The 20,076-nt window shown below is 41.7% G+C and carries 24 protein-coding genes; all 24 read right to left on the bottom strand.

The annotated features are described in order from the left end of the window. Nucleotides 1-14 precede the first annotated feature (14 nt). Nucleotides 15-1,811 carry a VirD4-like conjugal transfer protein, CD1115 family gene (locus tag GZ996_RS09580; protein ID WP_162011945.1) on the bottom strand — a complete coding sequence of 599 codons (1,797 nt, stop codon included), beginning with the start codon at nucleotides 1,809-1,811 and terminating at the stop codon, nucleotides 15-17. Next, a complete protein-coding gene (locus tag GZ996_RS09575) occupies nucleotides 1,808-2,326 on the bottom strand; it encodes a hypothetical protein (protein WP_162011944.1) in 519 nt (172 codons plus the stop codon). The genes GZ996_RS09580 and GZ996_RS09575 overlap by 4 nt, the downstream gene beginning before the upstream one ends. A gap of 12 nt (nucleotides 2,327-2,338) precedes the next feature. Next, on the bottom strand, nucleotides 2,339-3,184 hold the full coding sequence (locus tag GZ996_RS09570) for a hypothetical protein (protein ID WP_162011943.1): 846 nt from the start codon (nucleotides 3,182-3,184) through the stop codon (nucleotides 2,339-2,341). Next, nucleotides 3,132-3,410, bottom strand: a complete 279-nt coding sequence (locus GZ996_RS09565; protein ID WP_162011942.1) for a type III restriction endonuclease — start codon at nucleotides 3,408-3,410, stop codon at nucleotides 3,132-3,134. Before GZ996_RS09565 ends, GZ996_RS09570 begins: the two co-directional genes overlap by 53 nt. Nucleotides 3,411-3,415: 5 nt before the next feature. Next, nucleotides 3,416-4,048 (bottom strand): hypothetical protein, encoded by a 633-nt coding sequence (locus GZ996_RS09560; RefSeq protein WP_162011941.1) that lies wholly within the window; start codon nucleotides 4,046-4,048, stop codon nucleotides 3,416-3,418. 22 nt (nucleotides 4,049-4,070) lie between these two features. Continuing rightward, a complete protein-coding gene (locus GZ996_RS09555; RefSeq protein ID WP_162011940.1) occupies nucleotides 4,071-6,725 on the bottom strand; it encodes a phage tail tip lysozyme in 2,655 nt (884 codons plus the stop codon). 29 nt (nucleotides 6,726-6,754) lie between these two features. After that, nucleotides 6,755-9,109 carry a VirB4-like conjugal transfer ATPase, CD1110 family gene (locus tag GZ996_RS09550; protein WP_162011939.1) on the bottom strand — a complete coding sequence of 785 codons (2,355 nt, stop codon included), beginning with the start codon at nucleotides 9,107-9,109 and terminating at the stop codon, nucleotides 6,755-6,757. Next, nucleotides 9,069-9,416 carry a PrgI family protein gene (locus GZ996_RS09545; protein ID WP_162011938.1) on the bottom strand — a complete coding sequence of 116 codons (348 nt, stop codon included), beginning with the start codon at nucleotides 9,414-9,416 and terminating at the stop codon, nucleotides 9,069-9,071. Before GZ996_RS09545 ends, GZ996_RS09550 begins: the two co-directional genes overlap by 41 nt. After that, nucleotides 9,413-9,646 carry a hypothetical protein gene (locus tag GZ996_RS09540; RefSeq protein ID WP_162011937.1) on the bottom strand — a complete coding sequence of 78 codons (234 nt, stop codon included), beginning with the start codon at nucleotides 9,644-9,646 and terminating at the stop codon, nucleotides 9,413-9,415. The genes GZ996_RS09545 and GZ996_RS09540 overlap by 4 nt, the downstream gene beginning before the upstream one ends. Nucleotides 9,647-9,696: 50 nt before the next feature. Continuing rightward, on the bottom strand, nucleotides 9,697-10,791 hold the full coding sequence (locus GZ996_RS09535; protein WP_162011936.1) for a hypothetical protein: 1,095 nt from the start codon (nucleotides 10,789-10,791) through the stop codon (nucleotides 9,697-9,699). A 42-nt stretch (nucleotides 10,792-10,833) separates the two neighbouring features. Beyond that, nucleotides 10,834-11,580, bottom strand: coding sequence for a hypothetical protein (locus GZ996_RS09530; protein WP_162011935.1), 747 nt, complete (start codon nucleotides 11,578-11,580; stop codon nucleotides 10,834-10,836). Between the two features lie 24 nt (nucleotides 11,581-11,604). Next, on the bottom strand, nucleotides 11,605-11,829 hold the full coding sequence (locus GZ996_RS09525) for a hypothetical protein (protein ID WP_162011934.1): 225 nt from the start codon (nucleotides 11,827-11,829) through the stop codon (nucleotides 11,605-11,607). An 85-nt stretch (nucleotides 11,830-11,914) separates the two neighbouring features. After that, a complete protein-coding gene (locus tag GZ996_RS09520; RefSeq protein ID WP_162011933.1) occupies nucleotides 11,915-12,424 on the bottom strand; it encodes a hypothetical protein in 510 nt (169 codons plus the stop codon). Nucleotides 12,425-12,477: 53 nt separating this feature from the next. Continuing rightward, nucleotides 12,478-15,339, bottom strand: coding sequence for an LPXTG cell wall anchor domain-containing protein (locus GZ996_RS09515; protein WP_162011951.1), 2,862 nt, complete (start codon nucleotides 15,337-15,339; stop codon nucleotides 12,478-12,480). A gap of 57 nt (nucleotides 15,340-15,396) precedes the next feature. Further along, nucleotides 15,397-16,173, bottom strand: a complete 777-nt coding sequence (locus GZ996_RS09510) for an LPXTG cell wall anchor domain-containing protein (RefSeq protein WP_162011932.1) — start codon at nucleotides 16,171-16,173, stop codon at nucleotides 15,397-15,399. A gap of 14 nt (nucleotides 16,174-16,187) precedes the next feature. Next, nucleotides 16,188-16,499, bottom strand: a complete 312-nt coding sequence (locus tag GZ996_RS09505; RefSeq protein ID WP_162011931.1) for a hypothetical protein — start codon at nucleotides 16,497-16,499, stop codon at nucleotides 16,188-16,190. A 282-nt stretch (nucleotides 16,500-16,781) separates the two neighbouring features. Further along, nucleotides 16,782-17,051: a helix-turn-helix domain-containing protein gene (locus GZ996_RS09500; protein WP_162011930.1), complete on the bottom strand. Its 270-nt coding sequence runs from the start codon at nucleotides 17,049-17,051 to the stop codon at nucleotides 16,782-16,784. After that, complete coding sequence (locus GZ996_RS09495) at nucleotides 17,044-17,334, bottom strand: thiopurine S-methyltransferase (RefSeq protein ID WP_162011929.1); 291 nt, start codon at nucleotides 17,332-17,334, stop codon at nucleotides 17,044-17,046. The genes GZ996_RS09500 and GZ996_RS09495 overlap by 8 nt, the downstream gene beginning before the upstream one ends. Further along, entirely contained in the window at nucleotides 17,321-17,515 is a 195-nt protein-coding gene (locus GZ996_RS09490) for a hypothetical protein (RefSeq protein WP_162011928.1), read from the bottom strand. The genes GZ996_RS09495 and GZ996_RS09490 overlap by 14 nt, the downstream gene beginning before the upstream one ends. Before the next feature lie 14 nt (nucleotides 17,516-17,529). Further along, nucleotides 17,530-17,781: a hypothetical protein gene (locus GZ996_RS09485; protein WP_162011927.1), complete on the bottom strand. Its 252-nt coding sequence runs from the start codon at nucleotides 17,779-17,781 to the stop codon at nucleotides 17,530-17,532. Continuing rightward, nucleotides 17,774-18,802, bottom strand: coding sequence for a replication initiator protein A (locus GZ996_RS09480; RefSeq protein ID WP_162011926.1), 1,029 nt, complete (start codon nucleotides 18,800-18,802; stop codon nucleotides 17,774-17,776). The genes GZ996_RS09485 and GZ996_RS09480 overlap by 8 nt, the downstream gene beginning before the upstream one ends. Before the next feature lies 1 nt (nucleotide 18,803). Beyond that, nucleotides 18,804-18,968, bottom strand: a complete 165-nt coding sequence (locus GZ996_RS11745; protein WP_202922618.1) for a hypothetical protein — start codon at nucleotides 18,966-18,968, stop codon at nucleotides 18,804-18,806. Nucleotides 18,969-19,015: 47 nt separating this feature from the next. Next, a complete protein-coding gene (locus tag GZ996_RS09475) occupies nucleotides 19,016-19,579 on the bottom strand; it encodes a helix-turn-helix domain-containing protein (RefSeq protein ID WP_162011925.1) in 564 nt (187 codons plus the stop codon). A gap of 14 nt (nucleotides 19,580-19,593) precedes the next feature. Then, complete coding sequence (locus GZ996_RS09470; RefSeq protein ID WP_162011924.1) at nucleotides 19,594-19,965, bottom strand: hypothetical protein; 372 nt, start codon at nucleotides 19,963-19,965, stop codon at nucleotides 19,594-19,596. Between the last annotated feature and the right edge of the window lie 111 nt (nucleotides 19,966-20,076).

The raw sequence follows: 20,076 nt of genomic DNA, 5'->3' as shown, positions 1-20,076 counted from the left end.
TTTCCTTTCTGTATTTAAGCCACAAACAGTTCTTCAAAGTGAGGGTCTAGGTCATTAGCATGGAGAAGCAAACCATCAATATCCGTTCCTAGTCGCTTATAGTCATACCAATTCTCATCTTCAGGGGAGCTGGCAATTTCAGAGTGTCGAGGGTGGTCATAAACGCTAGCCTTCTTGTCCTTGAAGACATTCTGCTTAGAGATAAAGACCAGACCTTCATCCACACCAATTCTGGCCACTTCATCAGGGGTCAGGAGTGGGCGGCCCTGGATCTGTTTATTTTCACTTGATGAGCCGTTGCGGTAACTGTGAGATTTTGAGGTTGACCTGGTTCTAATGGTTTGTTTCCCGCTCCGGGTCGAGTAGTATTCCATGGTATCCTTGTCGTTTGTCCCTAAAAATACGTGAGTCGCACAGTTGTTAAAAATGGTCTTCCAATCGCTCTTATAAAGGCTTTCCAGCTGATTGACTGCCTGAAGGATAATCTTAATGGACATCTCACGGCTACGGATAGAAGACAGAATCTGGGTAAAGTTTGGGATACGCCCAATCTGGGCAAACTCATCCAGGATAAATTGAATATGTCTCAAATTCTTCCTACTATAGCCTGGAACTCTCCCCTGGAGAATATCATCGGCCTTGTGGATCAAGACTTCAAAGCCAACCGCAAAGAGGATAGAGGACAGGAAGTTAAAGGCATTGTTGGTTTCAGGAATGGCAATAAAGACGGCCGTCTTTTTGGTATTCCAGGTGTCTATCTCCATCGTGTCCTCACTGATGAGGTTTCTAACGTCGTCATGGTCAAAGATAGAGTAGCGAGATGATAAAATAGCCACCACACTGTTTCTAGTCTCTCCCTTGAAGTTCTGGAAGAGCCTCCATTGCTTATAGGCATAGTTGCCTGGTTGTAATTCCTCCAGCTCCTCAAACATCTGCTCAACGGGACTTGGCACGTCGGGATCTTCACGATAAATCCCACGTAACAAATCGGCCACGTGCCCTAGGTTAGGCGTATAGAGTTGTGCTCCTATGTCGGGGTCTCTGGAATCAAAATAGAGGTACCCAATCAAAGCTCGCTGCAACATCAATTCTGCTTGTACCCAGAAGTCTTCGCCCATATGCTCACTTTTCTTAGTTCCTTCTGTGATGGCTTCAGAGATACGGTCAATATCCAGTTCAGATTTCATGTAGTGAAAAGGATTGAGGCGATCAGAGTTCTTCAGACGAATCAGGTCAAAGACTTTAACGGCATAACCATTTCTTTCCAGCATCTTTCCTGTCTCATAGACCAGGTTGCCTTTTGGGTCTGTGATCACAAAGTTCGAGTTCAGCTGCATGAGGTTAGGCAGTACAAAGGTGAACGTTTTTCCATCTCCTGGAAGACCAATCACAATCACATTCTTATTAAGTTGGACGTTATAAGCTAGGCGAAAGTTAAAAAGCCCCATCTTGACCTGTTTGGTAAAAATCATATTCTTATCATTGTCCTGGTCCTCGAAACGTTTCATTTCACGCAAGGTCGCAAAACGGGCACTCCCTTGTTCCTCCCCGTGGCGGTAGGAACTCCTATCCCCAGATACGTAAACCAACATAGGTAGACTAAAACCGATAAGCCCAGCCATCATAATTTTAGATTCAAATGAGATGACGAGAGAAAAGAGAGACCAATTCTCCAGTAACCAATTCAGCCGTAACATTCCCATAAAAGGAACAGCTTGTGTTGATAGTTGGTAGTATGCATAGAGGGATTGAGCCAAGACAAACGATAAAAAGCCCACCAGCAGGTAGGGCCAAATTGGCTTTCTGTTCATCGAGCTTTCTCCTTTCCGATTTCTTTTGTGATAGTTGGACTCGATCCCTTATAGACAGTATGGGTTCTGTAATAGGCCAGCTTTTCTTCAGGAAGCATTTCATGGGGCTTTTTCAAGACCTTTTTAGAGAAGGCTGCCAGTTTTTCAGGACTCTTAGTTATATTAGCCAACATGTCCTTAAGGGCTTTCTCGGCCAAGAGGCGGTTTTTGCTTTCAAAATAAAGGTAAGTCGTTTCCCCCTTTTGTTGGTAGGTAAACCCCACCTTGACTTCTTCTAGGTAATGTTTGAGCTTGGCCAAATGGACTTCACTGCTCAAGAGTTGTTCAACGTCTTTCTGGGATTTGGTGGCCATAAACTCGTTAAACTGGGTTTCTCCTTCAAAAGTCTTATTCTCTAGCTTGTGCTGGCTTTCATCATGGTAAGCCTTAGTCAGAGTATAAAGAGCCTGTATGGCCATTTCTACAGTAATTTTCCCTTTTAGAGCTAAGGAATGGCTCGTACGTTCTTGATCCATAGCTACCTCCTTCTATTTTGGATAATTGGATAGTTTTGGCTCAGCAATGACCTGGTAACCATGAGGAGAAGAGGGAGTCTCTTTAACAGTCACTGTTAGACGTTTCTGGCTCCTACTCTCCCCTTCCTTGATGGATAACACATAGATCAACTGATAGGTCTTCTTGGCTGTCTGTGAGCTCGTTTCCAAGATAACAGACTGGAGTTGCCCTTTTTGATTGTCCAGGTTGAGGGAGGAGTCCACAAAGTCACCTAATTGACCTTGTTCAGAATAGTAGTGAGGAAGAAAATAGCGAACAAAGGTGTCTAGCTTCCCTGCCTCTGATTGAAAAGTTTCAAGTGCCTTCACCTGTTGGCTTAGGTCTGTGATCACTTTTTCTTGCTTAGTAGCTAGGCTCATTGTCCAACCAGCTACCGCAAGGCTCGTCAGTAAGCCTAACACAAGCATTCCCTGCCATAAGTTTTTCAGGATAGAAAACTTGCTCTGTTGTCGTTCAACTTGTGAAGCTGTGTCCGAGAGAGGCTCTCTAAGCTCTTCTTTCTCCGTTTGAATTGGTTCTTGGTCAAGTTTCTTCTCAGAAGGCTTCAGAAAGGAAAATCCTCTAGCCTTAGCTGGCCTTTCAGAAGGAATATCCGTACCTGTCTTCAGAAACAGACTATCTGCGATGCCATCAAAGGGGAGATAGATGTCTTCTTGGTATATGACCACACCTTTCTTATCCATTTCTTCCACTAAAATGACACCTTCTGCCTCCTGGTGCTTGACCTTTGCATTCTCTCGCTCTAGGGCCTGATAAACCAGGTCCTTATTTTTGTAGGTTGTTGTCGTATCCAGTGTCAGATTTGTTAATCGATACATGCTTGTCTTCTCCTTTCAGTTTACCTTCTGCCAGAGCTTTTTCAATATCCGCCCAGGTTAGGTTATGCTTGGCCAAATAGTCTGAGCGTTCCTCATGTTTGGCCAGAATGATTTGTGTTTCAAGCTCTTTTAGCTTGTCTTCCTCCTTCTTAGCCTTGGATAAGAAATCCTCCCGTCTCTCCTGTGCTTTGGCATGTTGTTTTTCAAGTATTTCTAATTTGGTCATAGGGTTTATTCTCCTTCAGTATTTAGGGTGATGTTGGGCTGATTGAGGGTGGGCAGACCTGCCTCCTGATCAGCGGTTAGGGTGTCGACAATCAAGACAGGTTCAATCTGGCTAACCAGGTATTTATCGCCTTGTTTGATATAGTGGATGCGTAAGGTGCTACTTGATAACACATCTGTCTGGGCATTGGTGTAATCATACTTCTTTTGAAGCTGGGTCTGGGTATAGCTCACCTGAGCTAAGACCACATGGTTGTCACTGTCAATATAAAGGGTCGCAGATTTTAACTTAGTATCCACCACATAGCCCTTATAGGTTTGGATAGCTGGTTCCTCTTCAGTGTTGACCTCCTGCTGGTAAGCCGCTTCTGTCATGAAGGGCAGGTAGCGGTTTCTGTTCTCCCCTAGATCCTTCTTTGTAAAATAGGCTGAAAGAAAATCCTTAACGTAAGCTGATGTTAACTCACTGCCTTCAGCTTTCTTAATCTGTTCTGTCTTGGGGGAGGGACTTTTGGTGTCTTTTTGAGATTTCGCACTAGCCAGGCTAAACCAAAAGACCAGCCCTAGAACCAGGGTAGTCGCAAGGCCAAGCCCTACCAATTTTAAGAGCTTTAGTTTTTCTGTATCAATCATTTTCATCTCATTTATTCTTCTTTCTTATTTAATTTGGTGTTGCAAAAGTATAGTAATGAGCTGGTGCCCAGACGGCAAAATGGACTTTATCTTGTACATAGCGTCCATTTTCCAAAGCGTTTGGAACATTACATTCTGAAATTAAGAAGCTACCATCAGCATTAACATATTCTACTATAGCTACATGTCCCCATTGAGCATATGTTCCGGCAAATCCACCTTGAACAGATACTACTGCTCCTTTTTTCGGTGTGCTACTAAACTTCCAACCTTTTGCAACCAAACTTCTCACCCAGTCTTGGCCATTGCCCAGATAACCATAAGTTCCTGATAGGTCCTTGATAGAACCAAGTTCTACCAAGCGATTATAGGCATACCAGGTACATTGACCAACTGGGTAACCTGATCCAGCTTGTGTGGTCATAGCTCTCTGAGTTGGGGGATTAGCGACCTTGGAGCGGTACTCTTCAGGGAAGTTCCAGGAAGAGGCAATCTGGCCACCTCCAAGGATAGGCTGGGTCAGAAAGGCATAGATTTGTTTGGCATTGTTTTGGCGTTCTAGAAGTTTATCTCCAGCATTTCCTTCCCAGTTATTGAGAAAGCGCTTAGTTAGAGTCTCCACATCGTCATTACTGGTTAAAATCTCCTTGGCAATGGAGATGTAGTAAGGGTTATCAGCCTCTAACATAAAATCCAGTTGGAGTTCCAGATCATACCATTTCTTATCCTTGCTTTTGGCATAGTTCAAGAGGAGAGTGTGTCGAACTGAACCATCAGCTGTATCTGTCCACTGACCTAAACCTAGGCCACGATGAATAATATTAGGATAGCCACCATTGTAGATTGATGGTCCACCTAGTCCTAACCAGGCCTCATCATCCCAAGAGGACTCTGAAGCTCCCACAGGTGGGCTTAAATAGTCCCCTTCAGCCCGTTTCGGGTTGATGTTGCTTTCCGTCGCAAAGTTGCCTAACATGGCAGCCAGCCCCTTATCTGTTAGACCAGGGAGTTTCTGCTTCAGATAGTCCTTTATGGCCTGGGCCTTTTGTCCCAGGTCTCCATCAAGGGTTGTTAGGACAGATGTGGTTTGATTATAGACCACAGACTGAAAATAGAAGCCTGGATTAACCGAAGTCCATTTAGCCTTCTTGTCCCCAGTCTCTTTCTCCTCCAGCTTCTGGTAATGGATGGTTTGGTAGCCATTGGTGGTTACCTTTCCAATATCTTCTCCTGAAGCAACGGTTGTCCCGTCAGAAACTCGGATACTACCAACCTTTTCAAAGCTAAAGATAGCATCAGAAGCTTTAATGGCAACAGTATTTCCCTGTAAAGTGACTGTCCCTGCTAAGGGAGCTTTTAGAGATTGGCCAGTAGTCGCTTTCAACTGGGTTTTCTCGTAGATTTCTGTCGTCGATGTGTAGCCAAATCTCTTCAGGATAATAAGGGGGGTAGCATAAGATGGGTCTGCTTCACTGTAGAAGGGATTGTCTAACTCTTGGTACGAGGGGTAACGACCGATTTCTTTTGTCATCTCCACCAATTCTTTATATTCCTCTAACTCATCCTTATTGAGTTTTGCCCATTTTAGAGAAGAGGATGACCCATAGAGATCTGCCATGGTCTTGAGGTTATGTGGGTCTTTGTTTAAGTGATTCCAAAGATCATTTAGGGCATCCGAGTAGTGGTTGAACCCCAAGTTTCCAGCTAATTCTCCCCCTATCCCTTCGCTCCAGCTACTGTCTGGATTCCACTCACTCCCGTAGCGATAGTTCATGAAAAAGAGCATATCATCGATGTTAGTCCAGTAATCCACCTTGTCGTTTGATTTTTCTCGGTCTCGTTTACTAATCTGGAGCCAGGACTTGTTCAAATCAAACTCATTTTGTTGGACAGGTCCACTGCCTCCCAAAATCCCCATAAAAAGAGCCATCACACCAAAGATGAGAAACATGAGGAAATAGGACTTAACCGTTAAGGGATTGGTCAGAATAGAGCGGACGGGTTTTGAGACGACCTTCACCGCCTTACCTGTTCCTTTGGCTACTCTTCCTACCTTTGTCTGTGCTACACGTCGCTTCATTTGACGCATCTTTTTAGTGAGCTTGCCCTCCCAAGAGAATTCTTTCGGGGTTCTGGTAAAGCCACGGCCACGGGTGAAGTTATAGGCTCTATTGAGCTGGCCATAACTATGTTTGATAGTATACTTGCCTAACTTGCCCCCAGCATTTAAGGCACGTTTAGAGGCTTTTTTCTGATAATGAAATTGACGAATATCTTGTCTGGCTTTAACCCAGTCGCCCAGGATGTCATTGTCTCGCAGAGCTTTTTCGGTGTCCTGCCTGACCTTCATTTTTGTACCCTGTTTGGCTCGCCTTTTTAGACGATTAGGGATATAGGGGTCATCTGCCTTTTTAGCCCGTTTATAGACCGTTTTAGCGATTTGTTTTGCCAGCCTGGTCTTGTCCTTCTGTTGCTTAAAGAAAAGGGCTCTAGCGGTCAAGTGTGGACCTTTATGGCGAGTATAGTCTTTTTTAGCTAGGCGATAGTTTTTCTTAGCGGTTTTATAGGCCATCTTAGAATCCAAACGAGCTTCTTTAGCTACCTTCTGTTGATTGGCCATAGTCCCTTCTTTAATGCCTTGTCGCTTCTTTTGTCGGTCTTGTTTGGGGTCAGCCTTATACAAAACTCACCACCTCGCTTTCTGTTTGTCGTCTAGCCATCCGTTGCGACCAACTCATAAAGTTTGGTTCCTTTCGGGATGGGATTTTCAAAGGGGACAATGGTATCCCCTGCCACAATAAGCCCTGTTCCCTTGGCCTTAGGGCGTAAGACAAACCGCTCCAAGGAAGGGGTCAGAGGGGTTACTTGAGCCAGGGCTTCTAAGTCTGTCCGCTTCAGCTTCAGGAGAACTAGAAACTCACAGTTGGAGACGAGTTTGCGTCCTTCTTCAGTCGATAGAACCGTCTCAGGGTTTTGGGTAATCCCTGTAGGAATTGCCCCGTATTTCCGAATACGGGAATATAACTCCGTAAAGAAGGTAGCTTGAAGTTTATTTTTGAAATAGAGCTGCAATTCATCAAAATAGAGCCAAGTTGTGGTCTTGCCCTGATGGTTGACTACCTGGTTCCAGATATAATCCTGAATCACCAAGAGGGCAAAGGGTTTGAGTTTCCCGTTCAATTGTTTTAGGTTAAAGATGATGAAGCGGTTATCCATATTAACGTTGGTTGGATGGGCGAAAATATCATTAGAACCCATGGTATAAGGTTCAGCTTTCAGAGCTAGAGCTTGAGCGATGTCTTCAGGTTGTGCTTCTAGCACACGCTGCCAATCTTTAAAGGTTGGATTTTGAAATTCCTCGTAGGTCTTTCTGGTCACACGATCAATCATGGCAAATTCATCGTCCGAGACTTCAGAAAAGATATTCTCAAAGAGAGTGGAGAGAAGGTTAGCCTTCTGACCAATCGGGTCACTATCTTCTGCCTGGAGCTTATCCTTATCTGGCAAGTCCAGAAGGTTAAAGTGGTGGGGTGATCCTGGGGCAATGGTAATCACTTCAGCATTAAATTCTCGCCCAATATCGATGTACTCCGCTTCAGGATCGACAATGATAATCTGGTCTTCTATGTAGCGTAAGAGGGTTGGGATAATCTCCCCTCCCTTAGCAAGCACTGATTTTCCAGAACCAGAAATGCCAAAGATACTGCCTGAGCCCGTGTTTAAGTCCTTCTTTCTATCTACCGTAATAGCGTTCTTCGAAAGCTGGTTCTGACCATAATAGACGGCACGTGGGCTAGAAGAACGCAAATCAACGTTGGTAAAAGGAATCTGGGTTGCTAGGTTACTGGTGGTCATATCTCGCATAAAACGACGTTTGACATTGATAAATGGCAGACCGATCGGGAGAATGGTATTGAGAGCTTCCTCCTGATAAAGATAGCACTTGTCCAGATCTACTGTATTTTTGCGAACTGAACGTTGGACTTGTTCAGTATGATTGTTTAGCTCCTCAAGGCTATCCGCAACAAGGTAGATTGTTATCACTCCTGAAAACATCTTCTGGTCGTTTTCCTGGAGCTCCTCTGTCCATTTTTCAGTTCCCTTAGAGGTTTCAATAGCTTTTCCTCCGACTGCTAAATCACTCCCATAGCCTTCTCTAGCAGCAGCCTTCTGGCTTTTAATCATCTCACGTCGAACGCTGGATTTGACTGTCTTAATTTTCTTTAAGGCATCTGCCGTATCATAGGCCTTGGCGTGAAGGCTAATGGCCAACTCAATCCCTGTGTCCAGAATGTTTTTGATGAGCTTATCATTCAGAAAGGTTGGGTACTGCTTCACATAAAGAACCCTGGCATAGCTATCATCAATCCTCATGTGGTCCTTATCAAACTTCAGGTAGGACGGGGCAATAAAATCTCTGGTAGATAAACCAGAGAGGGCAATATCCTCATAGGTGAAATCAAGAAAGGCTTCACGTCGCAAGAGCTTCCGAAAGACAAGGAGGCGATCCAAGCCGTCCATCTCCTTGAAAGAAATCCCGAGACCACTATACTGACTTTCAATGACGTTGGCCGTATCATCCAAAATCCGTCTGGCTTGATGGTCCTGGTCTGCCAAGGTTGTAATAGTTAGGTACTTCTCCACTTTGAAGGTGTTTTGTTCCTGGGAGAAGCGGTCCTTAATCATGGCGTTGTATTCCTTGCGGTAGTCATCATAACCATCTTGAGCTAGATCATAACGAATAGCAACCAGACTATTGCTTTCCACCCTCCTGTTCAAGATCAACAGCTGCATGTCATTGTCAATATCCAGGGAATTGAAAATATCCGCATTGGTTTCGATAACGTCAATACGTTCTTCGTCGGTTGCGGTGATGTAGCTAGTATCTCCCAAGCGGTAAGATTTAGAATAAGTGTCGTTTGTGATGGCCATAAGCCCATCAGGGGACAAGGTTTGATAGTTTAAGCTGTTTTGAGTGGAAGCAGTCATGGTACGTCTTAACCGCTTGGCCTTTTCTTTTTCAGCTTTAGAGAGTTTCGGGGTTTGTTTTCGGTCGAATAAAGTCATTTTTCGTATAATCCTTTCTATCATAGTCTGTTTGAAAGGTTCGCTCTTGTTTGGTCAAGAGAAAACGCAATTCATCTTTAATCTTTTCATCGATATGGCACCCAAAAATGACAAAAGGCGCTAGTACCAAAAGACTAACGCCGTAAAGAATAATATCTGGGGTTTGAAGCCAAAACAGGACCGAGGTTACAAGTACCGTCAGTCCTATGCCAAAGAGAAGCACCAGCTGCCTAAAGGTAATATAGCCAATAATTGGCCGCTCGTAGCTGTCCAAGGCTTTTAGAAATTCACTGCCTAAACGTGTCATAAGTCTCCTTTTTGTGCTTCAGAAGAGGGATTGTAGGGACCGTAAAAACTCTCAACAATACCAGCTGAACGGAGGGCAGACTGCATAGCTGAGCGAGCCAGCTCAGAGGCAGCAATACCTCTTACCTTCAACTCCCATAACTCTTCCTCTTTTTCCGTGATCAAATTATCCATCCAGGCATTGTCTTGCACAAGCTCATCTCGTCTTTTTCTCAGTTGTTCTAAATTCATGTATTTATCCTTTCCATCAAAAAAACAGCTCTTTTTCAGAACTGTTTCAATTAATCTCTATTTAGTAAACGTTGTAACCAATTTCGATTATTTACTCTTTCTTCTTTTGCTTTAGCCTCATCTATTACTTTATGTAAGTTTTGAGACTCAGCTATTAAACACTCTTGTTTAGATTGAAGTTGCTTCTTTTCCTCCTTCAGCAACTCATTATCCTTTTCTAACTTCTTATAGTATTCTTCTTTTTCGCAGTAATGGCGTAATCGGATTTCTGCTTGCTTGATTTCTTCTCTGAGCTGGTTAACTTTCTCATTTTTTTGATGGAAGCTCTCGCTCAACCGCTTAATCTCTGCCTCAAGTTCCTGACACTGGTCTTCGTATGTTTTCAATGTGTGGTACTTCCTTTCATTGTCGTCTAAAAAGACAAAAGCCTCCAAGTGGTATCTGTCAAAGGTTCCATAGAGCTTATAATTCCTCTCCTGGTAAACCTCCCGAACTCTCTCCGCAATACCTCTGATTTGTTCTGATGAGACAAATTCTTCAGGAACATAAATCTTAGTGGACTCGGGAAACTGAGCTTTTGCCTCCAGTAAAGGCACTCCTTCTTTAGCTAGCTTTATCCGCTTTACAGGCTCTGGGCGTTTCGTTTTGTAAAATTCAATGCCTAACTGACCATTTAAGCGGTAGTATTCTGAATAGGGATAGGTCTCGTCAATCTCAATCCATATCTTTAAAATGACGAAGTCCTCGTCTTCAAAAACCACTCGCTTCATAGGAGATATGGTTTTAGGGAAAATAAAGGTGGTATGTTCGCCATAGCCAATTTGAAACCTTTTAATCGACTTGAATGCCTCAATGAAGGCATTCAGTTCTGATGAATATTCAAAACTGCCATCCATTCCTTTTAGTGGACTTTCTTCCCCTGGATAATAAGTGAAGTAAGGCTGCCCTTGATAGAGACCTTCTTTTTTATGCCCATGTTTTGGGGCAACCTTTAAGCCGGTCTCAATATCATAGAGAGTAGCTTTTTCTTTTGGAGTCGTCTCTATCTGTGCTCGCCCTTTCAAAGCTAATGCCTCAAAAGCATTGACTAACTTTTCTTCTCCTGAAGGCTTTTTCCACTTTGCATAAAATTTTGAAACTGCCATAGGTTACCTCCTCTGCCACCTGCTTTTATTATACCACAAAATTTAATTCACCTGCATAATATTCTTGGCCATACGTTGACTACCAAATAGCATGATGATGTAGATAATACCCTTGGCAATGGCCATAAGGGCACTGGTCCAGGCTCCGGTCTTCTCCACCGTCAGCAAATCATTAGTCACAATGGCTGGGTAAAGCATGATGATAATGACCAGGATTAAACCTTGAAGGACGGCTGCAATATAGAGTTTGAAGAACCCAAAGCAAATAGGACGTAAGCTCTCCATCATGTAACAAGCCACGATAATCTTGGCAATTCCCTTGTAGGTATAAAGGGTAAAGGAACGCAAAAGGATCAGCAACTTGGTTGAGATTTGACCGATAAAGTCTATACAATCGTAAACTGTTTTGAAAAAAACTTTTTGGAACCAATTTAGCCCTTTATAGTCAGGTGCTTTTGAGTTAAATGGCTCAATTCCTGTTTTTGCGACTAGCTTGATGATGACATTAAAGAGCCAGGAGAGACTATCAATGATTTCATCCACATATAAAATCAAGAAAATCGCAATGACGTATTTTAGGATTTCCTCAATCCAGAGCTGTAGGGTAAGCTCACCGCCATTACTTTTAAGCTGTTGATTCCAGTTCATCAGGTTAATCCCCAGGAAGAGGAGTAACAGTAAAATAGCCACCTTCTCCATAGCCCCAGAGGTTGTCTCCATCAACTGATAGGCAGTCGGGTTATAGTCCTTAAGACTCATGGTTAGTTGCTCTAGTGTAGATTTGTTCATGAGCACTACCTCCTTTGTCTTGGTTTAACCGATCGATTGAAGTCCAGAAGCCATAGCTGAAAAGAGGGTTTTTAGAACTGTCCCAAGTAGGGCACCAAGAACGATACTCTGAATACCTTTATCTTTCTTATCATCTAGCTCTCGACGAATACCAATAAACAAATCCCAGGCTCCCCAGGCAACCCAGCCAAGACCGACTAGACCACCAATATTACCGAGGTTATTAATAAAGTTTACAACTGTTTGCATATTTGATTTCTCACTTTCATTTCTAAAAAATAAAAGACACCAAGATTTTCTTAGTGTCTGTGTATCATAGTTTATATATCGAATTTTAAGCCTCGTTAGGATTGAGGGTTAGAGAAAGGGCGGTAATAACTGCTAGCACAACGATGATAGTAGTTTCCCACCAGTAATGGATGGGAACACCTTGAGGGAAGAAGAAATTAACACTCAGCCAGTCCATCTGTTTATCTACAAATGAAAGTTCAGAGGACGGAGTGTTTGTAACCCATGCATAAAAAGTCCAAAAAGCAGCATAAGCCATAACTACAAGGAACTTAAAGAAAACCCAGCCGATAGCAGTTACCAATAACATCTTAAGTAAGTTGAAAATAAAGAGGAGAATCATAAGGGGAGTCGTAACCATAAGGATAGCTGCCCTCATGATAAGCCCAGGAAGGTTCTTAAGACCTACGAGAAGGGCTTGTTTTACCCTTTTGAAGCCTTTCTTCCACTTACTCTCTTTAGGAGCTTGTGCAGCCTCTGAGACGTTTTTTTGTGGGGTGTAATATTTGTAGCCACTCTTTGTCACATGTGCGTTCATTTTCTTATCCTCTATCATCTCTATCCCCTCTCTCTTATTGTCCTTATTATAACATAAAGACAAGGGGAAAACTAGTCTTCCTTGCGTTTACGAACACCTACTAAACCTAAGCCAGAAAGCACTGCTCCACCTACTACAGTAAGGATACTGCCAACTTCACCTGTCGATGGTAATGACGGTGAAACATCCTCACCTTTAGCCATTTCACGTACTTTAACTGGATTTACCGTAGTCGCAACATTCACATCATGAACTGGAACAACTACTGTAATATCATGTGCAGTCACTTCCACAGTCGCTGGTGTAACAGTAACTTCCGCATTTACTTTATGATAATCTGCAACAACCTGCAAACTCATCATTTCTGCTGTCTTTTCTTTCGGTTTTTCTGGTGTTTCCAATGGTGTTAGCACTGTTGGATCAACCGATTTTGGTGTTACTGGTACCCAGTTTTTAACTATTGTCTCTTCTGGAGCTTTTTCAATACTGATTTCTTCGACAACCACTTTGATTTCCTTCTGAGAAGACTGACCAAACAAACCTCCAACAATAGAAGTTGCATCATTATGTCCTGTTGAGTGTTTGAAACTTAGTTTGATTTTAGTTGGTTTCTCGTAAGAAATCCCCAATCCATTAGAATCAAGCACTCCTCTAGAACTTTGAGAAACATCTCCTGCGCCTGCAGAGTAAGAATTCCCTGTACCTGAAATATTCTTACCTTTTGTGACAGTACTACCATTCAAGGTTGTAAAATCAAGTGTTTGTAGGTTATCAATGTCATTAAAGGTTGCTTCATAAAAATCAGATTCAACGGTTTCAATATCAATATCAACTGATTTGATCCAACCAACACGTGCCCCTGCTCCTGCTACATAACCGCCTGCTCCTTCGGCTCCACCTTGTGAATAAGCCCCTGTTCCAGCTCCAGTGAACACGCCATAAGCGATACCACCATCACCACTATCCCAAAGAGCTACAAAGTCAGCCGTATGAGCAGAGCCAGGAACAACTTGAATGTTACTAAAGGTCAATAAGACATCACCATGAGACGTATTAGTCACACGAATTGTCGCCTTACCATTTTCAATCTTAAAAACATTATTAAAATCAGCATCCGTATTCTCAGAACGATAGAGTCCTTGAATAGCGTAAGCAGCCAATGGATGAGTTGCTTTCGTCGCATTAGAAACACCTGTATAACCTGTTGATGGAGTTGCAGTTAGACCAGATTCTGATGAACTAGACACCTTCTCACCTGCATTTTCTTTGTTCCACTGATCTACAGTAGCCTTATCTTTATCATAGTTACCAGTATAAGTTAAACCTTTTTCTGCAAAAATAGCACGATTTTTATCATGAATCGCTTTAATTTGAGCATCTAAATCAGCTTTCTTAGCTAGTGCTTTTTCATACTCAGCTTTACGTCTCGCATTTTCTACTTCCGCATCTTTTTTATTCGCTTCCGTACGTTCTTTAGCGTCTGTAGCACTTACAGAATTAAACGTTTTAATAAATGATTCATACGCTGTTAAAGCTTTATCAGCTTGTTTAGAATCACCTTTTAAGGATTCCATCAATTGGCTTTCTTTAGCTTTTACATCTGCATTCCCACTAACCGTTGATGGAACTTTAGCCAGAGCATCTTTTACTTGCTTAGTAATATCTGATACCCATGATTGATAATCATTTTCATACTCAGCACGTAGTTTCAAAACTTCAGCAACGACTTGCTTAATTGCTTCTGACTGTTTGTTAGCTTCAGCAATGGCTTGACCTGCATTAACTTCTTTAACCCCTTTATGAATAACGTTAACCTTATTATCCGTAGCATATTTCTTAGCTTCAGATAAGATGTTATCAACGTTATGTTGAGTATCAGTTGCTTCAACCAATAGTTTTAGCTGAGTAGCCACATCTGATTCAATTTCTTTTAAGCTACTTGAAATCTGTTCTGGTGATTCAACCACCTTAACACCTGCTTTTTGTGCTTCTTCTACTGCTTTAGCAAGAGCTTTATTACTGTTAGCTTTGACTTCTTCAGCTTTTGCCAATGATTCAATTTGATACGCCATCGCATTAAACGCTTCTTGCAAATCTTTATACGTCACTTTATCAGCATAAGTCACTTTGATACCAGCTTTATCAGCTTTATCAACAGCGAGGACTAAAGCACTGTCAAGCTCTTGTTGTTTTTGACCAGCTTCATCCAACAGTTTAACCTGTTGTGCTAAGTCGTTAAGTGCCATTCTAAGGTCTTCATACTTCTTACCTTCTTCAACAACAACTTTAACACCTGTCTTAGACGCAATTTCAATGGCTTTTGGCAAAGTCTCATTGATTTCTTCTTGAACCTTACGACCTTCTTCCAACGCTTTTACTTGCGCTTCAGCATCCTTCAGAGCGCCTTCGTTATCATCTTTGTAGGTTTTAGCTTCTTCTTCCTTGAGCTCAACACCTGCTTCTGTAGCCAATTTCTGAGATTCTTCAAGCATCTGATCAATTTCTTTTTTCGTCTCAGTTGCTTCTTTTACACGTTTTTCTTGTACATCAAAACTAGCTGTTGCTTCTGCTTCACTATTGACTAAAACTTCCTCTGTTTTTGTAACGTCAACACCTGCTTCAATAGCTTCTTGAACCGCTTTATCCACTTTAGGATTATCAACAGTAACAACTGGTAACTCTTTTTTAACAATTACCTCAGTCGGACTTTCTGATACCTGGTTAGCAATACCTGTAACATCTTCTTCTGCTGGTGCTTGAGCAACTGTTGTTACCTCTGCCGGTGCAGAAGTTGTTTCGTCTGCAAAAACACTATTTCCTGATGCCATAGCAACAGTCAAAGCAGATAACAACACGACTTTACCAATCATTGCCGAATGAGTTCCTGTTTTGAACTTACGAACCGAAAATTTTTCCTTTTGATTTGAGATCATTTTGATACCTCACCTTTCTTTTTCTAGTTTAACGACATCTCGGTCGGTCATATTAAATTATTTTAAAACCAATTTCTTTTTGAACAGTACTCCTACCAAGCCGAGCAATCCTGTTCCAATTGTTGCTAGAAAGCTAGTTGCCTCTCCTGTTTCAGGCAATGTTGCTTTTGTACCATCAGTTTTCGTTACTGTGATTGTCTTATCAGCATTAGTCACTGCTCCAATCGCTTCAGGCGCAACTGTAGAGCCATCACTAAGAACAACTTGACCATTTTGTGTGCTAACAATTGAGGCGCCTGTGTTAGTTTGTATTGGTGCTTCAGGAGTAACATTTTGCACGACCTGACCAGTAGAACTTGAAACAGTTCCTACTTGAGAAGCTCCTTGTTGGTTGGCTTGCTCTGTTGTCTTTGGTTGTTCGGATGGCACATCTACGTCATCTCCTGCAGTATCTTTACCTGGTTCACCTGAAGGTGCTGGTTGATCAGATTGGCTTGGATCAGTGACTTCCAAGTTATTACCTGAGCTATCCTTTCCTTGAGGTGCTGGAACATCTACGCTATCTTCTGCAGTATCTTTACCTGGTTCACCTGAAGGTACTGGTGAAGATGGAGTTGTAGGATCAACTGGGGTTGTTTGTTCTGTTGTTGTAACATCTACTGGAACAGTTGTATCTGTTGTATCTGCTGGAGTAGAAGGTTCTACTGGAGTTACAACTTCTGTTGAAGGCGCTGAAGGATCAACTGGCGTTACTTCATCAGCTGAGGAAAATCCAGCTTGAGCTAAGACGACAGCTGAGAGAGCGAGCGTTGCAAGTACTTGTTTCTTTTTCATGAGGTTTTCCCTTTCTAAAATGAGTGATTATTAGGCTTATAGCCTTTTCCTGTGAGACGAAGTTCAGGCCCAGATGGGCTTCTAACTTTCCTGGCCACTAATTGACCAGCTTTTTTAATAGTGCGAATTTGGTTATAGATGCTTTTATAGGACAAGTGAAACTCTACCTCTCTTAAGCGACCATCCACATAGCCGTTGGCTTTCTTAATGGCATAGTCAGGCTTTAGAAAAAGGTCTGTTCCATCATCCAAACGAGCTGTTACACCTCCTTGCTTGCCTAGGTTTCTTAGATCCTTTAGGCGGACTGTTTGTGTTTCATCTGTCATAGATTTCTCCTTGAAGTTGAAAGGCGAAGTTACGCCGTGCTGGAACGGTTCGTAAACCATTCTCGGTATTTGATACGCTGGGTTTGAAGTCTAGGAACCCATACTCCTTCAGCTTATGACAAGAGCCATGCTTTTTCGTTTAGTGGCTGGGCTAGATATCCTTTTCTAGCTAGCTACTCGCCCCCATTTTTCTTTTATCCATAGCCACGCTGTATCAGGGCAAGCCTTGTATTCAGTTATCAAAGGTCTATCTAGTTTTATGACATCTCGGTCAAGTCAACATCAGTGTTTCTGCTTATAGGTAATCCAGTAACTTAGGTCAGAATCAGAGCTGGAATCCTGCTTGTCATCACTAACACCAAGCAGGTACCCAATAGAGACCTGAAAATAGTTAGCGAGTTGTTCTGCATACTCAGGATTGATACGGCTAAAGCCTCGCTCCCAATTCGAGACCGTTTTACGAATGACACCGATTTTTTGAGATAACTCTTCCTGTGTTAGACCAGCTTGTTTCCTCAGCTCTTTCAGTCGGTTTGAGACTGGCTTAGTCACCTAATACACCCCCTTTCACTTTATAGGTGATTTTCTTAACCCAGCGTGGATTAATGGAAAAGGGCGGAGCAGCAGAGGTAAAATTCATACTAGAACCTGTTCCAAATGACGTTGAGACTTGTTGCTGGAGCTCTTCAAGGTTATAGGTCAATAAAATCGTCTCTTGTGAATCATCAAAATACTTCAACACCATCTCAATCTCTTGGACAGGTTTAGGTGCCTGCCTCTGTTGAGCCAGACCTCCTCTTATCACATCGCTGTCTTGTCTGTTAAATAAGCCCATAAATTGGTTTTCCTTTCTGTTGGTGGTGTTCCATCTCTTCTTCAAGCGCTTTAAGAGCTTGAGCTTTTTCCTCAGGTGGTAGCTCAAAGATAGCTTTTGGAATAGCAATCACACTTTCTTCAGGACTACGCCCAATTGTTAAAACTTTACTGGGAATAGATTTAAATTCATCCCTTAGCATACCTATCCCTCCGCTTAGCTACTTAGGGCACCAAATCCAAATAAAGCAAAGAGAACGCCAACAACCCAAATTTCAGGCATTTCCAAGACAAGTTTCAAAGCCCAAAATAAGCGAGATGACCAATCTAAGCTAAATGGTGTAGTTGCTAGGATTGCGACCAAAAATGTAGAAAATGCAATAGCAAGTATGGCCCCTAAGATGATGATCATTATTCCCATAACACACTCTGTTTTTGTTAGTTGTTTTGTTTGTTTATCTTTAACCATCATTTGTCACCTCTATTGAGAGTAAGATTAAATACTGGTTCAATTCCTTTTCTGACAGCTTATCTGGGTAATAGTAAGCAATCAGGCTAGGGCACTCTTCAGGGAATTGTTTGGCATAATTGCTTTGATTCGATAAGGCAATGAAACCTTGTTCTTTCTCAATTAACAAGGCCATCTTCCAAAAGCGAAGCATCATCTTGTAGAAATAGCCTGGAATATTTTGAATGGACTTGCCTTCTTGTTCTCCGGTTTTCACCTTAAAAATGAGTTTTTCAATTTCTCGTTCTAATTCCTGAGACCAGATTTCCCCATAGATGATTTCTTGTTTCCCTAAGAGATGATGGAATTCTTTTTCAACCTGACGCTTAGCTTGGTAGATTTTGTTTTCAAGGAGTTTTGCTTCTTTGCCAAAGAGACTGAGTCGCTGGATAGTTTGGGCAGAGAGAAAACCATGTTGGCCCATTTGGAAAGCTTCAGAATCTGATAGAGTGGATAATGGGGTCTCGTCCTGGTATCGATTAGTATCGTTAGATAATTCAGTCTCACTCTTCTCAGTATCATTAGCGTGTCGTTTTGACATTTTTTGACGTGTCATTTTCACACTTCCTTGATTTTTCTGGAAGTGTCGTTTTGACACTTCCGCTGAAGTTAAAGGTTTAGAGTGAATTTCTTCAGTAGAGCATTCAACATTTCCCAAGTACAGTAAATTAGGCTTATTCAAACCTTGACGAACTTCTTCTAATAAACCATACTCTTGAAGTTCCTTTTTCAGCTTGATAACTTTCTTATTACCATATCCTAAAATTTCTTGGAGTTCAGTAACTGTATAAATCAGATAGACATCTCCATTTTTATCAATCCAATTATTTCTAAGAGATAATTCAAAACGGTCTTTCAAGATAGCATATGTGAATTTAGCATCTGTACTCATCGGTTTGTAGAGTGGTGATTCAACAAATATTTTTGGTATTCTATAAAACCGTTCACTTGATTGAACTTGCCTTGCGGAAATACGTTTCATGTCAAGCACCCACTTTCAACATAAGCTGGCCGGTATCAGAAAACCGAAGTAAGCCGAATTCCTCTAGCTCTTTCAAAATAAATCGTGCCTTAGTTCTTGTCACATTTTGGGACTGCATAATTTCTTTCAATACTAACTCACGTGACTGTTGCGCTTGTCTTGTCATTTGGGACGCTCCTTTCTTTTACTCCTTAATCTCTAAATTGGTTGATATCATAGGATACTCTCCTTGATCTGCTTTAGAATAACTTGTTCTTTTTTAGCTAGCTCTAAATATACTTGTAAAATTTCTTTCTTTTTGTCATTGATAGAAGATAACTCTTGAACCAATTTTGTCGGAATTAAGGGTTCTGATTTTATTAAGTTAGGATCGTTTTCATATCCTAATAGATATCCGACTGATACTTTAAAATAATCGGCTAATATCGCAGTATTCCTAGCATTAGGTATTCTAGTTCCTTGATTATAGTTTCCAATGGTAGAGTAGTTTATTCCCGTATCCTCGCTTATTTCTCTCAAGGATAATTTTCTGTTCTTGACTAGTATTTGAAATTGAGTCTCTCTAGATTCTACAGATTCAAACTCGGTTTCCAACCCCAATAAATAGGCTGGAGAAACACCAAAAAATTCAGCTAATATTTTAGAATTTTCTATGCTAAGACTAGTCTTCCCGCTTTCATAATTTCCATATTGAGATTGATTAGTATTGATGACTTTAGCTAACTCAGCCTGCGTTAGGCTTTTCTTTTTTCGTAGTTCTTTTAGTCTATTAGGCATAACAATCTCATCTCCTACACATAACTCATCAATTCAGGATTCAACTCTAGCGTCTTCCAAAGTGCTTCTTCAGGTGTTAGCTGCAAAACATGACCCCATGTTCCATCTCTTGCATGTTGGTAATAAGGATAACTACCGTGTCTGTTTCTAGGTTTTAAATCATGAACGACATCACCTTCGACAACTTCCCAAAGAAGGCTAGAAGGTTTATAGAAATAACCATTTCCTAACCAAATTCTGTTTAGATTATCATATGGAGATGTTTTTTCCTCTTTAGGAGTATTTTCAGAATCTGAAACAACTACTCCTTTCTCTTCATCAAGATCTATCAGTTCAAATATTTCTAGAGTTTCAATATCCATGATGATTTCAATGTTATTTGACATCTGTTTGTGTCCTTTCACTAGTTTTAGACAACGAAAAAAGAGAACGAATTTCTCGTTCTCTTAGGTTATAAGGTATTCAATTTTACGTTTCCCGAAACTCTAGACACTTAC

This window comes from Streptococcus sp. S784/96/1 (genome assembly GCF_902729355.1).
Lineage (GTDB): Bacteria > Bacillota > Bacilli > Lactobacillales > Streptococcaceae > Streptococcus > Streptococcus caledonicus.
Note: the sequence above shows the minus strand (reverse complement) of the source record. Positions and strands in the feature narration are given on the sequence as shown.